This window comes from Microbacterium sp. YJN-G, from assembly GCF_015040615.1.
Lineage (GTDB): Bacteria > Actinomycetota > Actinomycetes > Actinomycetales > Microbacteriaceae > Microbacterium.
Genome location: NZ_CP060402.1, coordinates 2,696,519 through 2,710,204, shown reverse-complemented (window position 1 = coordinate 2,710,204; position 13,686 = coordinate 2,696,519). Strand labels below are relative to the sequence as shown.

At 70.7% G+C, this 13,686-nt stretch carries 13 protein-coding genes; 5 read left to right on the top strand and 8 right to left on the bottom strand.

Going from position 1 to position 13,686, the window contains the following annotated elements; genetic code table 11:
• Positions 1–15: 15 nt before the first annotated feature.
• The 3 genes from H7694_RS13090 to H7694_RS13085 form a co-directional block, all read right to left on the bottom strand.
• Positions 16–303, bottom strand: coding sequence for an SHOCT domain-containing protein (locus tag H7694_RS13090; RefSeq protein WP_193596913.1), 288 nt, complete (start codon positions 301–303; stop codon positions 16–18).
• Between the two features lie 143 nt (positions 304–446).
• Complete coding sequence (locus tag H7694_RS17690) at positions 447–824, bottom strand: MurR/RpiR family transcriptional regulator (RefSeq protein WP_227468116.1); 378 nt, start codon at positions 822–824, stop codon at positions 447–449.
• The gene (locus tag H7694_RS13085; protein WP_227468115.1) at positions 710–1,306 is read right to left on the bottom strand and encodes a MurR/RpiR family transcriptional regulator; all 597 of its coding nucleotides are present in this window, start codon (positions 1,304–1,306) and stop codon (positions 710–712) included. The genes H7694_RS17690 and H7694_RS13085 overlap by 115 nt, the downstream gene beginning before the upstream one ends.
• Between H7694_RS13085 and H7694_RS13080 the strand changes: the two genes are divergently transcribed.
• Both H7694_RS13080 and H7694_RS13075 read left to right on the top strand, forming a co-directional pair.
• Entirely contained in the window at positions 1,282–1,650 is a 369-nt protein-coding gene (locus H7694_RS13080) for an amidohydrolase family protein (protein ID WP_227468114.1), read from the top strand. The genes H7694_RS13085 and H7694_RS13080 overlap by 25 nt on opposite strands.
• Positions 1,651–1,849: 199 nt before the next feature.
• The gene (locus tag H7694_RS13075; protein WP_193596911.1) at positions 1,850–2,269 is read left to right on the top strand and encodes a hypothetical protein; all 420 of its coding nucleotides are present in this window, start codon (positions 1,850–1,852) and stop codon (positions 2,267–2,269) included.
• Here the strand turns inward: H7694_RS13075 and H7694_RS13070 are convergent.
• The 4 genes from H7694_RS13070 to H7694_RS13055 all read right to left on the bottom strand — a co-directional run bounded on the left by H7694_RS13070 (position 2,181) and on the right by H7694_RS13055 (position 6,894).
• Entirely contained in the window at positions 2,181–2,885 is a 705-nt protein-coding gene (locus tag H7694_RS13070; RefSeq protein WP_193596910.1) for a GntR family transcriptional regulator, read from the bottom strand. The two genes, H7694_RS13075 and H7694_RS13070, sit on opposite strands and share 89 nt — an antisense overlap.
• 41 nt (positions 2,886–2,926) lie before the next feature.
• Positions 2,927–3,430 (bottom strand): fumarylacetoacetate hydrolase family protein, encoded by a 504-nt coding sequence (locus tag H7694_RS13065; protein WP_227468113.1) that lies wholly within the window; start codon positions 3,428–3,430, stop codon positions 2,927–2,929.
• Positions 3,431–3,528: 98 nt separating this feature from the next.
• Complete coding sequence (locus H7694_RS13060) at positions 3,529–4,893, bottom strand: APC family permease (RefSeq protein ID WP_193596908.1); 1,365 nt, start codon at positions 4,891–4,893, stop codon at positions 3,529–3,531.
• Between the two features lie 270 nt (positions 4,894–5,163).
• Positions 5,164–6,894: an ABC transporter substrate-binding protein gene (locus tag H7694_RS13055; RefSeq protein WP_193596907.1), complete on the bottom strand. Its 1,731-nt coding sequence runs from the start codon at positions 6,892–6,894 to the stop codon at positions 5,164–5,166.
• 95 nt (positions 6,895–6,989) lie between these two features.
• On the opposite strand from H7694_RS13055, the gene H7694_RS13050 reads away from it, so the two are divergent.
• From H7694_RS13050 to H7694_RS13040, 3 genes are read left to right on the top strand one after another with little or no spacing between them, the layout of a single operon-like run.
• A complete protein-coding gene (locus H7694_RS13050) occupies positions 6,990–9,056 on the top strand; it encodes a hydantoinase/oxoprolinase family protein (RefSeq protein ID WP_227468112.1) in 2,067 nt (688 codons plus the stop codon).
• Positions 9,053–10,714 carry a hydantoinase B/oxoprolinase family protein gene (locus tag H7694_RS13045; RefSeq protein WP_193596905.1) on the top strand — a complete coding sequence of 554 codons (1,662 nt, stop codon included), beginning with the start codon at positions 9,053–9,055 and terminating at the stop codon, positions 10,712–10,714. The genes H7694_RS13050 and H7694_RS13045 overlap by 4 nt, the downstream gene beginning before the upstream one ends.
• Positions 10,711–12,156 carry an NAD(P)/FAD-dependent oxidoreductase gene (locus tag H7694_RS13040; RefSeq protein ID WP_227468111.1) on the top strand — a complete coding sequence of 482 codons (1,446 nt, stop codon included), beginning with the start codon at positions 10,711–10,713 and terminating at the stop codon, positions 12,154–12,156. Before H7694_RS13045 ends, H7694_RS13040 begins: the two co-directional genes overlap by 4 nt.
• Before the next feature lie 33 nt (positions 12,157–12,189).
• Here H7694_RS13040 and H7694_RS13035 read toward each other — a convergent pair whose 3' ends face one another.
• Positions 12,190–13,584, bottom strand: coding sequence for an MFS transporter (locus tag H7694_RS13035; RefSeq protein WP_193596904.1), 1,395 nt, complete (start codon positions 13,582–13,584; stop codon positions 12,190–12,192).
• Positions 13,585–13,686 lie beyond the last annotated feature (102 nt).

The following is a 13,686-nucleotide window of genomic DNA, read 5'->3' as shown; positions in this document are numbered from 1 at the left end:
GAGGACAGGCGCGGATCATCCGGCTCCGCCGCGCCCTTCCAGCAGGGCGGCGAGCAGGTCGCGGAACTCCTGCGGCGTGATCTCGCCCCGCGCGAGCCGCGTCTCGAGGATGCGTCGTGCCTCGTCAGTACCCCCTCCCACGGCACCCCCGAAGCCCGCACCGCCGCCCCCGCCGACCCGGCCGGACGACCCGGTCGAGCGCACCAGCAGGATGATGAGCAGCACGATCCCGGCGATGATGAGAATCGTCAGCAGCAGCCCCGGAATCCACATCCACCGCGAATATCCGTAATCCCACATCATGTGCGGCACCGCCTTTCGTCGACTGGTCGCCTGCAATGACCAGTCAACGCGCACGACACCGCCGCGAGTGGGACCTTCGGCCTGGCGAAGCCGGGCGCCACGAAGCGGGATCCGGGGAAGCCGGGCCCGGCCCGGTCGCCCCCTCACTCCGAGAGCGACCGGCTGATCGCCGAGAGCGACGCCGCCTGCGCCTCGCGGGCGCTCGCCCCTCGCCGTGCCGCGAGCAGCGAGACCACCGTCTCGACGACGAGCATCAGCGCGGCGCGCGAGGTGTGCACGAGCTCGTCGCTGAACGAATCGCTGATCGGCGCCACCACGAGCGAGATGTCGGCCAGGCGCGCGGCGGGGGAGTGCGGGAAGGACGTGATCAGCAGCACGGTCGCTCCGCTGTCGCGCGCCGCAGTGATCACCTCGATCGACGCCCGGCTCGCTCCCGAGCCCGAGACGACCAGGCAGGCCGAACCGGCGCCGAGCCTGCCGGCGGCGATCTGCTGCGCGAGCGTGTCGGGCAGGTGCTCCACCGGGCGGCCCACAGACACAGGCGCATCGCCAGGTCGAGCCCGAGCGGCGCGGACAGCCCGTTCGCGGCGACGAGCACTCGCTCCGACTCGTCGAGCACCCGCACGAAGTCCTGCAGGTTCTCTTCGGTCAGCGCCGACACCGTGTGGCTCAGGCGCCCCGCGAACCGGTCGACCGCGCCGCGCAGCATCCCGAGCATCGAGCCGTCCACCTCGTCGTCGGCGGTCGACGAGTTCAGCGCCACCTCGCGGGCGAGGGCGACACGCAGCTGCGGGTAGCCCTCGTAATCGAGCGACTGCGCCGTGCGGACCACACTGGCCCGTCCCACGCCCACCACGCGCGCCACCTCCTGAGCGGTGCGCTCGATCGCCGCCTCGACGTCGGCGGCTATCGCCTCGGCGACGCGGCGCTCGCTGGGCTGCAGCGACGGTGCGAGCATGGCGATGCGCGCGGTGGGCGGTGCGTCAGACGATCCTGTCCACATCGCGGCTCCTCGCCCTCCTGGCCTGGTACGCCGCGCGACCCGAGCTGCTGCGGCACGGGCTGCTCGACATCCTCTCCAGCGACTATGTGCCCGCCAGCCCGCCGCAGGCCGTGTTCGCGCTCTTCGCCCGCGGCGACGTGACGCTGCCGCAGGGCTCGGCGCTGGTCAGCGCCAACGCCGCCCGCGCCGTGGGGCTCGACGACCGCGGTGTGATCGAGAAGGGCCTGCGCGCCGATCTGGTGCGGGTGCGTGCGCACCAGATGGATGCCGCCGCTCACCACCCGTCGGGTGCCCCCGTGCCGGTCGTGCGCGGCGTGTGGCGCGAGGGTGTGCGGGTGGCATGACCGGTGCGCTTGTCGCCGTCGTCGGCCCCAGCGGTGCGGGGAAGGATGCCGTGATCGAGTGCGCCCGCGCGCACTTCGCCGAGGACGACCGCCTGCTGTTCCCGCAGCGGGTGATCACCCGGCCCGCGGGGGCGGGGGAGGATCACCGCCCCGTCTCGGAGGATGAGTTCGCGGCGCTCGCCGATCACGCGCCTTCGCGATGCGCTGGGAGGCGCACGGGCTCAGCTACGGCGTTCCCGTGCAGGTCGCCGCCGCGGTGCAGGAGGGAGCGGTGGCTGTCGTCAACGTGCTCGACGACCTCGCGGGCGCGTTCCCCGTCGTGCGCGTCGTGCGGGTAACCGTGTCCGAGCAGATGCGGCGCGAGCGCATCCTCTCCCGGGGCAGGGAGGGGTCGGATGCCGCGCTCGCGCGCCTGCACCGTGCCGACCCTGCCCCCGGCTTCCCGGTCGACCTCGAGATCGTCAACGGCAGGGAGCTGGCGGATGCCGGCGACGAGCTCGTGCGATTCGTCGACGGCGTGCTCGCCGGTGCTAGCCGAGCAGCTCCTCGAGCTGCGGCAGACGATCGAGCACCGAGACGCCGGCGATCTCCTGTGCGACCTCCTCGGCCGCGGTGGTGAGGTGCCGGTAGAGCACGGTCACCGCGCGCTCGCCGTCGTGCGCGGCCATCGCCTCGATCATCTCGGCGTGCTGCGCGTCGTGCTCGCGCCGCACCTGCGAGCTGAGGAAGGACAGGTCGCGATAGCGCGCGGTGTTGCGCCAGCCCGGGATGAGCGCGCGCACCAGCCAGGAGTTCTCGCACGCCTCGTAGAGCAGGAAGTGGAAGCGCTCGTGCGCGGTGATCATCGCGTACGAGTCGCCCTTCTCGACCGCGGCGATGCGTTCGGCGTTCGCCTCGCGCGCGGCGGCGGCCTGCTCGGGCGTGAACTTCGGCGCACCCAGCCTGAGCGTCAGCGTCTCCAGGTGCAGCCTGCTGCAGTAGGTCTCGACGAGGTCCTCGATGCTCAGCTCGCGCACCTGCGCGCCGCGGTTGGGCAGCATCTCGACGATGCCGAGTGATGCCAGTTCGCGAATGGCCTCGCGAACCGGCATCATCGACACGCCCAGCTCGGTCGCGACGTCGTTGAGACGGATGAACGTGCCCGGGGCGTAGCGTCCCTCGAGGATGTGCATGTAGAGCTCGGTGGCGACGAAATCGACGCTCGACCGCGGCGGCGCAGTGCGGTACTTCTCCATCCGCGCGTGGGCTCCTCCCGATGCACGCAACATGATCGTCCCTAGCGTATGCGGTTCGTCAGCGACCCCAGCCCCGTGGCGCGCGTGGTCAGCGTGTCGCCGGAGCGCAGGAACACCTTGGGCTCGCGTGCATTGCCGATGCCGCTCGGGGTTCCGGTGAGGATCACATCGCCGGCGTCGAGGGTCATGCCGCGGCTGAGCTCCTCGATGAGCTGCGGGATGTCGAAGGCCATCTGGCCGACCACGGCATCCTGCAGCACCTCGCCGTTCAGCTCGCACTGGATGCGCACCCCCTCAAGATCGTCGATCTCGTCGCGGGTCGTGATCCACGGCCCGAGGGGCATGGTGCGGTCGATGCTCTTGCCCTTGAACCACTGGCCGCCGTGCGCCCGCTGCACATCGCGCACCGAGACGTCGTTGGCCAGGGTGTATCCGAAGATGTGGTCCATGGCATCCGCGCGCGAGATGTCCTTGCCGGCCTTGCCGATCACGATCGCGATCTCGGCCTCGTAGTCCCACTGCTCGCTCATCGTGAAGTCGCACACCCGTTATGATATTTGATCATATCCGCGAGCCGATGTCGCGTCAACGAGGACATGATCGCCCCGCCTGCCGGAGCAGGCGGGGCGATCCGCTCGGTGCGCTATCCGGCGATCATCTCGAGCGAGTCCGTCTCGCGCATGTCGAGCTCGGGCGGCGCCTTGCGGAAGAAGCGCGTGATGACGAGCAGGTAGCAGACGCCGAGGGCCGCCCACACGAGGCCGACGACGAGCGCCGTTCCGCTGAGGCTTGTCCACAGCCAGGCGGTGAGCAGGAAGCCGACGCCCGGCAGCACGCCGTGGAGCAGGATCGCGCGGGCACCGCGCTCACGGCGATCGATGAGGAAGTGCTTGATGACGGAGAGGTTGACGACGCTGAACGCCACGAGCGCGCCGAAGCTGATCAGGCTGGACAGGGTCATCAGATCGAGAGCCAGTCCCGCCAATGAGATCACCGCCACGACCAGCACGGCGCCGGTGGGGGTGCGGAACCGCGGGTGCACGAAGGCGAACACGGCGCTGGGCAGCAGGCGGTCGCGGCCCATCGCGTAGAGGATGCGCGCCACGGTCGCCTGGGATGCGAGCACCGACGCGAAGCAGCCCGCGACGTAGGCGGCGGTGAAGAAGGCGCTGAGGAACGCGCCGCCCGCGGCCTGCATGACATCGAGGGACGCCGCATCCGCCGAGGTGTAGCTCTCGAAGTCGGGCATCACGAAGTTGGACACCGCAGAGAGCAGCATGAACAGCACGCCGCCGCCGAGCGTCACGATGAGGATGGCGCGGGGGATCGTGCGCTCCGGGGCGCGGGTCTCCTCGGACAGGGTGGAGACCGCGTCGAAGCCCAGGAACGAGAAGCACAGCAGGGCGCTGCCCGAGAGGATCAGCGACAGGTTCGCCTGGTCGTTGAGGAAGACCTCGGTGAAGCTCGGGATCGCCGCGCCGCTCAGGCCGCTCGCGGCCATGACGATGAACACCGCGATGAACACGAACTGCACGGCCAGCAGGGCGATGTTGACCCGGGAGAGCAGCCGGATGCCGATGACGTTCAGCACCGTGACCAGCACCAGCGCCGCCAGGAAGAAGACCCACATCGGGATGGCGGGGAACGCGGCGTTCAGATAGATGCCGATCACGAGGTAGGTGACCATCGGCAGCAGCAGGTAGTCCAGCATCAGGGCCCAGCCGGCCAGCAGGCCGACGTGAGGACCGAACGCCCGGCGCGAGAAGGCGTACGCGGAGCCCGCGACGGGAAAGCGCCGCACCATGGTCGCGTAGCTGAACGCGGTGAACAGCATCGCGACGAGAGTGATCGCATAGGCGGCGACGAGGTTGCCGCGGGTCATCACGTTCGCGATCCCCAGGGTGGTGAACACCGTCAGGGGGATCATGTACGCGAGACCGAAGGTCACCGTCGCGCCCAGGCCCAGGATGCGGCGAAGCGGGGGAGCGGGTACGTCTGAGATCGTCATGGGGAGTCTCCATCGGCTCGGGATCGGATGCTCGGCCGTGCCGGGAGGGTCCCCTGCGCACGCACCGTCCGGGGCCGGAGGGGGCTCGATCGAGGCGGCATCGCGGTCGTGGTCGCGAAAGGGGTCGGGGCTGGGGTGCGGCGACGCTGCTCGTTCCGGTCCGTCTTCGGCTCGGGTTCCACGATTATGCGATGTGCTTCGGTGGTTGTGCATACGTCATCCGACGGATGCCGACGGGCCCTGGAGATCTCGAGCATCCTCGTCCGCCCGTCAGCGGCCGCGCGGACGTGCCGGTGGTGTGAATCGCCGCAGATCGCCCTTCGGCGCGGGCGAGAGCGCGATCGGCGTGCCGTTCTGCACCTGGTAGATCAGCAGCGCCTGGCCCAGTGAGGAGTCCTCGGTCTCGTACGGGTAGCAGAGCGCGGCCTGACCAGGACCGCCCAGGAAGTACACCCCGTTCAAGCCGCGGCTGATCGTGGTGCGCAGGTGCTCGATCGTGCGCATGGGATCGGCCGAGCGGACACCCGCCCACGCGCCCGCGAGCAGCATCACCTGGTCGTACGCGGCGCTCGCCTGCGACCAGCCCGGCGGGTCGCCGTAGCGCAGGGCGAAACGGCGCTGGAACCGCTCGCCCATCGCGTCGTCGTACCGGCCGGTCACGGTCGACCAGACGATGCCCTCGGACGACGCGCCGGCGACAGTCTGGAAACGCGGGATCGAGGCGGCGTAGACGTAGTAGACCAGGCCGCGAAATCCGTGCGCGGCGAGCAGTCGCTGCAGTTCGGCCACGTCGGGCAGGAAGTGCGAGATGAGCAGCACGTCCGGATCGCGGCTCTCGATCTCGGCGGCGATCCGGGCCCACTTCGGAGCGTGCAGAGGCGTGCGGATGGTGTGCTCGAGCTGCCAGCCCGCGTCCGAGAGCAGATCGCGCAGCGTGTCGTCCGCGACGCGGCTGGTCGCGCTGTCCGCCTCGAGCGCGACCACCGAGCGACCGGCAGGACTCCAGTGCCCTTCTCGCACGAGTTCCCGCAGGAACGTGGCGAACCCCAGCCGGTAGTACTCCTCCGAGGGGCAGGTCTGGAACATCATCCCGTAGCGGGCCGGGTCGTCACGCACGAGGGCGACCTGCGACTCGAGCGTCGCGGTGTGCAGGAAGGGTCGGCCGTAGTCGGCGAGCAGCGCGAGCGCCGCCGGATGCTCTGCGGTGACGTAGTTCGTGTGCACCGCGTCGACGCCCGCTGCGGTGAGTCGTTCGATCGCCGTCGTCACGGTGCTGCCGTCGAACAGGTCGACCTCCTCGATGAGGTGCTCGATCTCGCGTCCGTCGATCCCGCCCCGCGCGTTGACCTCGCGGACCGCGATCGACGCACCGCGCACGAGCTCCAGGCCGTCCGAGGCAGCGGCGCCGATGAGCGGTGCGAGCGTACCGAGCCTGATCGATCGGCGCCGGGTGAACCCGACGGCATCCTCGCTGCGCGGGGCGACCCGCCCCGACAGGGTCACGGCCGCGTGGTGGATCTCGGCCTGCGCGATCGACACCGAGTCGACCGGGCCGCCAGGAAGGGGGAGCACGATCAGCGAGGCGTCGACGGCCACCGCGGCGAGACCCGCGCGGCTGCCCTGGTCCAGCTTGCCGAGCAGGCGTTCGACCTGGGTCGACACGGTGCGCGGGCGCGTGCCGAGCCGGCCCGCGATCTCACCGTTGGTCAAGCCGAGCGCCACCAGCGTGAGCACCTGCGCCTCACGAGTCGTGATGCCGCGCGGCAGTGTCGCGGGTGACACGGTGACCAGGGCGGAGGCGGCCTCGTCATCGTCAGCCTCGCGGCTCATCGCGACAGCGCGCCAGCCGTCCTCGGCGTGCCACAGGAAGCGGGCACTCTCACGGCCCGCGACGACGAACCCGCGAGCCAGCCCGGCGAGCTCGGGGTCGCATCGGTCATCGGGATCCAGACCCGAGAGTCGCACTCGGAACTCCTGCACCCGCGGAGAAGTCGTCGTCATGAAGGTCGATGATACGTCGAATGACGCATGAGAATCCCGTTCACTGCGGCTTTGCTTGCTCTCACGCAGTCAACCCGGCCGCGCAATGGAGCCCGATGACGGAAGGCGAAGACGTGAACGCTGCGAACTGGACGGTCAGCATCGATGCAGGAGGAACGTTCACCGATGCGATAGCGCGTTCGGCGAACGGCGAGGTCGCGGTGGCCAAGGTGGCATCCACCCCCCACGACCCCTCCCAGGGGCTCAGCAATGCGATCCTCGCGCTCGCCGTCGAGGGTCTGCCCCTCGATCAGGTGAGTCTGCTGTGCCATGGCACTACCGTTGCCACGAACGCGATCCTGACCGATGAGCTCGCGCCGGTCGCGCTGGTCGCCACCGAGGGCTTCCGCGATGTCATGGGCTACCGGCAGAGCAGCCGGCCCGATGTGTACAGCCTCACCCCGGAACGGCCCAAGGAACTCGTGCCGCGGCGCGCGCGTGTCGAGGTCCGCGAGCGGATCGACAGCCGGGGGCAGGTGCTGACCGAGCTCACCGACGCCGAGATCGACCGGGTGGTCGCCGAGGTCGTCGCCGCGGCACCCTCCGCCGTGGCAGTGAGCCTGCTGTTCAGCTACCTCAACGATGAACACGAGCGTCGCATCGGCGAAGCGCTCACGAGGGCGCTGCCCGGAACGCCGGTCTCGCTCTCGAGCGACGTGGCCCGCGAGTTCCGCGAGTACCCGCGCACGGCGACCACCGTCATCAACGCCGCGCTCCGCCCGGTCGTCGGCAGCTACCTCGAGCGCGCCGAGGCGGCGGTCGGCGAAGCGGGCCTGCGCGCGCCGTTCCTCGTGATGCAGTCCAACGGCGGCAGCGTGCCCGCCACCCGCGCCGAGCCGCAGTCGCACCAACTGGTGCTGTCCGGCCCGGCGGGCGGGGTGGCCGGCCTGCTCGACCTCGCCGCGGTGCACGGCATCAGCAACCTCATCAGCCTCGACATGGGCGGCACATCGACCGACGTGTGCCTCGTGCGCGAGGGCAGGGCGCCGTTCGCACGCGAGCAGCACGTGCACGGGCACACCCTGCTGGCGCCGACAGTCGACATCCACACCATCGGCGCGGGCGGCGGCAGCATCGGCTGGGTCGACCAGACCGATCGGCTGCGCGTCGGCCCGCAGTCCGCTCGGGCCCTGCCCGGACCCGCCAGCTACGGCCGCGGCGGAACCGAGCCGACGATCACCGACGCGCACGTGGTACTCGGCACCCTCGGCGGCGGCGATCTTGCGGGCGGTCTCACCCTCGACCGCGAGGCCGCGATCGAGTCCATGCGCGCGGTGGGCGAGCGTCTCGCCCTGACGCCCGAGGAGGCCGCCGAGGCGATCCTCGCGATCGGACTCGCGCACATGGTGCAGGCCGTGCGCAAGGTGAGTATCGAACGGGGCCTCGACCCGAAGGAGTTCTCACTCGTGCCCTTCGGCGGTGCGGGCCCCTTGCACGCCGGGCTGCTGCTGCAGCATCTCGGACTGCGATCGGTGATCGTGCCCCGTCAGCCGGGTCTCTTCTCGGCTGACGGACTGCTCGTCGCCGGTGTGCGCTTCGACGACTCCCGCACCGTGCTGAAGACCTTCGACCCCTCGGCGATCGCCGAGATCGCACAGTGGTACGCATCGGCCGCCGAGTCCGGACGACAGCGGCTGATCGCCGACGGCGTCGCCGCAGCCGACATCGCCGTGCTCGCCTCGGTCGACTGCCGCTATCGCGGACAGGGCTACGAGCTGACCATCCCGCTCCCCGGTCACGGCGAGGACGGGCTGCTGCGTGCGGCGGAGCTGTTCCACGACGCGCACGCCGAGCTGTACGGTCACGCCAACCGTGGCGAGGACGTCGAGCTCGTCACCGTGCGCATCGCCGTGACCGGCGCGCTCGCCCGTCCGGCCTCCGGTGCCGACGTGCCACAGGAGCAGAACGATGCGGCCCTCATCGCCCGCCGCACGGTGCTCATCCCCGGCGCGGGGTCGACCGAAGTCGACGTCTACGACCGTGCCCTGCTGGCGGCCGGCGACGTCTTCACCGGACCGGCCATCGTGCAGCAGATGGACTCGACCACCTTCGTGCTGGCGGGGCAGACCGTCACCGTCGCCGCGCAGGGCGACCTCATCATCACTCAGGAGGACCAGGCATGACCATGCAGAACGCACAGACGCTCGCACCCCGGCAGATCGACCCGGTGACCTTCGAGGTCGCCGCGGCCGGCCTGCAGTCGGCCGCCGAGGAGATGGGCAGCGTACTCAAGCGCTCCAGCTACAGCCCCATCATCCGCGACATGGACGATTTCTCGTGCGCGCTCTTCACGGCATCCGGTGATCTGGTCGCCCAGGCCGACTATATCCCGGCGCAGCTGGGGGCGATGTCGCTGGTGGTGAAGTCGGTGCTGGACCGCTGGGGAGACCGCATCCAGGAGGGTGATGTCTACATCTGCAACCACCCGTATCTGGGTGCGATGCACCTGCCCGACATCAACATCATCGCCCCGGTCTTCCTCGACGGAACCCTGCTCGCCTGGGCGGGCACGGCGGCGCACCACATCGACGTCGGCGGTGTGAACCCCGGCAGCGAGGGGCCCGAGCTGCAGGACCTGTTCGGCGAGGGGCTGGTGTTCCCGCCGGTGCGGCTGTCGATCGCCGGGGTCGAGAACGAGGACCTCATCGCCCTCGTGTCCGACAACATCCGCGACCCGCTCAGCACGGTCAGCGACCTGCGCGCGCAGCGCGCGGCCTGCCACCTCGGCATCCGCCGCGTGCTCGAGCTCGCCGAACGCTACGGACGTCCGACCCTCGAGACCGTGATGGCACAGATGCTCGACTCCGTCGAGTCGGGCGTGCGCACCGCGTTGCGCAACCTGCCCGACGGTGAGGGGCAGGCCGAGGGCTTCCTCGATGACGACGGCCGCGATGGTGCCCCCACCCGCATCCACGTGGCCGTGCGCAAGGAAGGCGACCGGCTGATCATCGACCTCTCCGGCTGCGATCCGCAGACGGCCGGGGCGATGAACGTCCCGTGGGCCAGCACCCGAGCCGGCATCGTCTACGGCGTGCGCGCCGTGGTGGCCCCGGCGCTGGGCGCGAACGACGGGCTGCTGAGGGCGCTGGACGTCGTGGCGCCGCAGGGCATCGTGCTCAACCCGCTGCCGCCGGCTGCCGTGTCGATTCGGCACAACACCTGCCAGCGATTCGCCGACACCCTCATCCGCGCGCTGTCCGACCTCTGGCCCGAGAAGGCCGTCGGCAGCAGCACCGTGAGCTTCTTCTGCTTCAACGCCGGCAGCACCGACCCGTTCACGGGGCGACCCGCGGTGATGGCCGACGTGGTGGGCGGCGGCACCGGCGCGACCCCGTTCGGAGACGGCATCGACGGCGTGGACACCTACATGTCCAACGTCGGCGTCATGCCCGCCGAAGTCGTCGAGACCAATTACTCCATTCGCGTGCTCAAGACCGAGTTCGTCGCAGGCTCGCAGGGCGAGGGGCAGTTCAACGGCGGCCTCGGGCTGCGACGCGAGTACATGATCCTCGACCACCCGCAGCGCGTCACCTTCTACTCCGAGCAGACCCACGAGGACTTCCGCCCGAGCGGTGCGGCGGGCGGGTCAGACGGCCGGGCGACGACGATCACGCTCGTCGACCCGTCGGGGCGCGAGATCGTGGCGCCGTCGAAGGCCTCGACCACGCTCGACGCCGGTACGGTCGTGCGCGTCGAGACCGCAGGAGGCGGCGGCTACGGCGACCCGGGTCTGCGCAGCGCCGAAGACCGGGCGGCCGACGTGGCCGACGGGCGACTGTGACGCTGGCGGCTGCCCGCCCGCGGCCGGGTGCTCCGGCATACGGCGCCGAGCGGCAGCACTCCGACGAGCTCATCCGCGCATCGCTGGCGGACGCGCGGCCCGCTCCGTACTGGACGGACGCACTGGCCGCCGGTGAGGCGGCCCCCGCGCTGCAGGGCGACATCGCCACCGACCTGCTGGTCGTCGGCGGCGGGTACTGCGGACTGTGGACGGCTCTTCAGGCCAAGGAGCGCGACCCCGACCGCGACGTGGTGCTCATCGAGGGGCGCCGCATCGGCTGGGCCGCCAGCAGCCGCAACGGCGGGTTCTGCGAGGCGACTCTGACCCACGGCGGGGCGAACGGCCGGCGCCGGTTCGCGGGCGAGATGGACCGCATCCGGCAGGAGGAGCAGGAGAACTTCGCGGGACTGCGCGACACGCTCGACCGGTACGACATGCAGGTCGAGTTCGAGGATGCCGGGGTGCTCGCCGTCGCGACGGAGCCTCATCAGGTCGAGGCGCTGCGCGCGGCATCCGGCCCGCACGCCCGGTTCCTGCGCACTGCGGAACTGAGCGAGCTCGTGCGCTCGCCGCTGCACCGGGCGGGCCTGTTCAAGTCCGACGGCTACGCGCTGGTGCACCCGGCACGGCTGGTGGGCGAACTGCGCCGGGTGTGCGTGCAGCTGGGCGTGCGCATCCACGAGGACACCCCGGCGCTCGGCATGCGCAGAACCGCGGGCGCGGTCGCCGTGCGCACGCGCGGCGGCACGATCACGGCGCAGCGGGTGGCACTCGCGACCAACGGGTTCCCCTCGCCGCTGCGGCGCCTGCGGGCGTGGACCATCCCGGTGTACGACTACGCGCTCATGACCGAGCCGCTCACCCCCGCGCAGCTCGAGGCGATCGGATGGGTGGGCCGGCACGGTCTCACCGACAGCGGGAGACAGTTCCACTACGCGCGCAAGACCGCCGACGATCGCATCCTGTGGGGCGGCTTCGACGCGGTGTACCACCGTGGCGGACGCATCCTCGACCGACACGATCAGCGCGAGGAGACCTTCGAACGGCTGGCAGACCATTTCTTCAGCACGTTCCCCGAGCTGAAGGACGTGCGGTTCACCCACAAGTGGGGCGGCATGATCGACATGTCGACCCGCCTGGTCGCCACCCAGGGCACCGCGCTCGGCGGGGCCGTCGCATACAGCGTGGGCTACACGGGGCTCGGCGTCGCCGCCACGCGCTTCGGCGCGGCGGCGATGCTCGACCTGCTCGACGGCCGGCGCACGCGGCGTACCGGGCTCAAGCTCACCACCGGCCGCCCGTTCCCCGTGCCGCCCGAGCCGCTCTCCAACCCGCTGATCCAGCTCGTGCGTCGCGCTGTCGCGAAGGCCGACGAGAACCAGGGTCGGCCGGGCGTGCTGCTGCGCCTGCTCGAGAAGGTCGGCATCGACTTCGATTCATGACCTGGACCCCGAAGACAGGGGCTCGCCGCGCGCTCAGGCCGTTTCGTGCGCGGCATCCGTCTCGTCGGGATCCGGTTCGGCCGGATTGCGCCGGATGCCGATCCACGAGACCACGCCACCCAGCGCGAACAGCGCCGCGGTGACCCACGCGGCGTTGTGGAAGCCGTCCTGGTCGAGTGCGCCGCCGACGATCGTGGAGAGCAACGCGACCACGAGCAGGCCGGCCACGCGCGAGACGGCGTTGTTCACGGCCGAGGCGATGCCGCTGCGGCTCTCGTCGATCGCGCCGAGGATCGCCGAGGTGAGCGGGGCGACCGTGAGCGACAGGCCCAGGCCCAGCACGATCATTGCGGGCAGCACCTGCCACCAGTAGTCGAACCGTTCGGCGACGGTGAGCAGCAGCAGGGCGCCGACGGCCATCACGAGCGGCCCGGCCGCCATGAACAGGCGCGGGCCGAACCGGCCGGCCCAGGCGCCGGCCCGCGAACTGAGCACGATCATGAGGATGGTCACCGGCAGGCTCGCCAGGCCCGCCGCGGTCGCGCTGAGTCCCGGGCCCTGCTGCAGATAGACGCCGATGACGAAGCCGTTCAGCGACAGCGCCGCATAGACGAACAGTGTGGCGAGGTTCCCCCAGCCGAAGTTGCGCACCCGGAACATCGACAGCGGCAGCAGAGGCGCGCGCGAGCGCTGCTGCCGGGCGAGGAACGCGGCCATCAGGACGATGCCGATGATCCCCGGCATCCAGATCGCGGGCGATGACCAGCCGAACCGCTCCTGCTCGATCAGGGCGAAGACCAGTGCCCCGAGCCCGAGTGCGCACAGCGCGCCGCTCCACCAGTCGACCCGGGTCGGGCGCTCGCGCTCGGGCAAGTGCAGTCGCTGCAGCAGGATCAGGTTCACGGCGATCGGCAGCACGTTGATCAGGAACACGAAACGCCACGACAGCAGGTCGACGAACAGGCCTCCCATGAGCGGGCCGACCAGCTGGGCGCCGGTCGTGAACGCCGTCCAGACGCCGATCGCGCGGGACTGCACCTCGCCGCGCATCGTCGCGGTGATCAGAGCGAGAGAGCTCGGCACGAGCAGGGCTCCCGCCGCGCCCTGCGCCGCCCTGGCGATGATGAGCACGAGCGGGTCGGGTGCGAGCGCGACGGCGACGGATGCCACACCGAAGGCGATCAGGCCGATGCGCATCACCGTGACCCGTCCGTAAGCGTCCGAGACTGAGCCCGCGAGCAGGATCAGCGCGCTCAGTGTGATGAGGTAGGCGTCGACGACCCACTGCTGGGTGATGATCCCGCCGCCCAGCTCACGGCTGATCGCCGGCAGCGCCACGGTCACCACGGTGCCGTCGAGGAACGTCACGAACGAGGCGAGGATCGCCACGACGACGACCCCGCGCTGAAGTGGAGTGAACGCGTTCACAGGGCGACCCTACTCCGCCATCGACGTCCGAGGGCCTCAGGCGTACCCTGACAGCAGGCGGGTCGACCTGCCCGCCCGCAGCAGGCGAGAGCCGAGGACGAG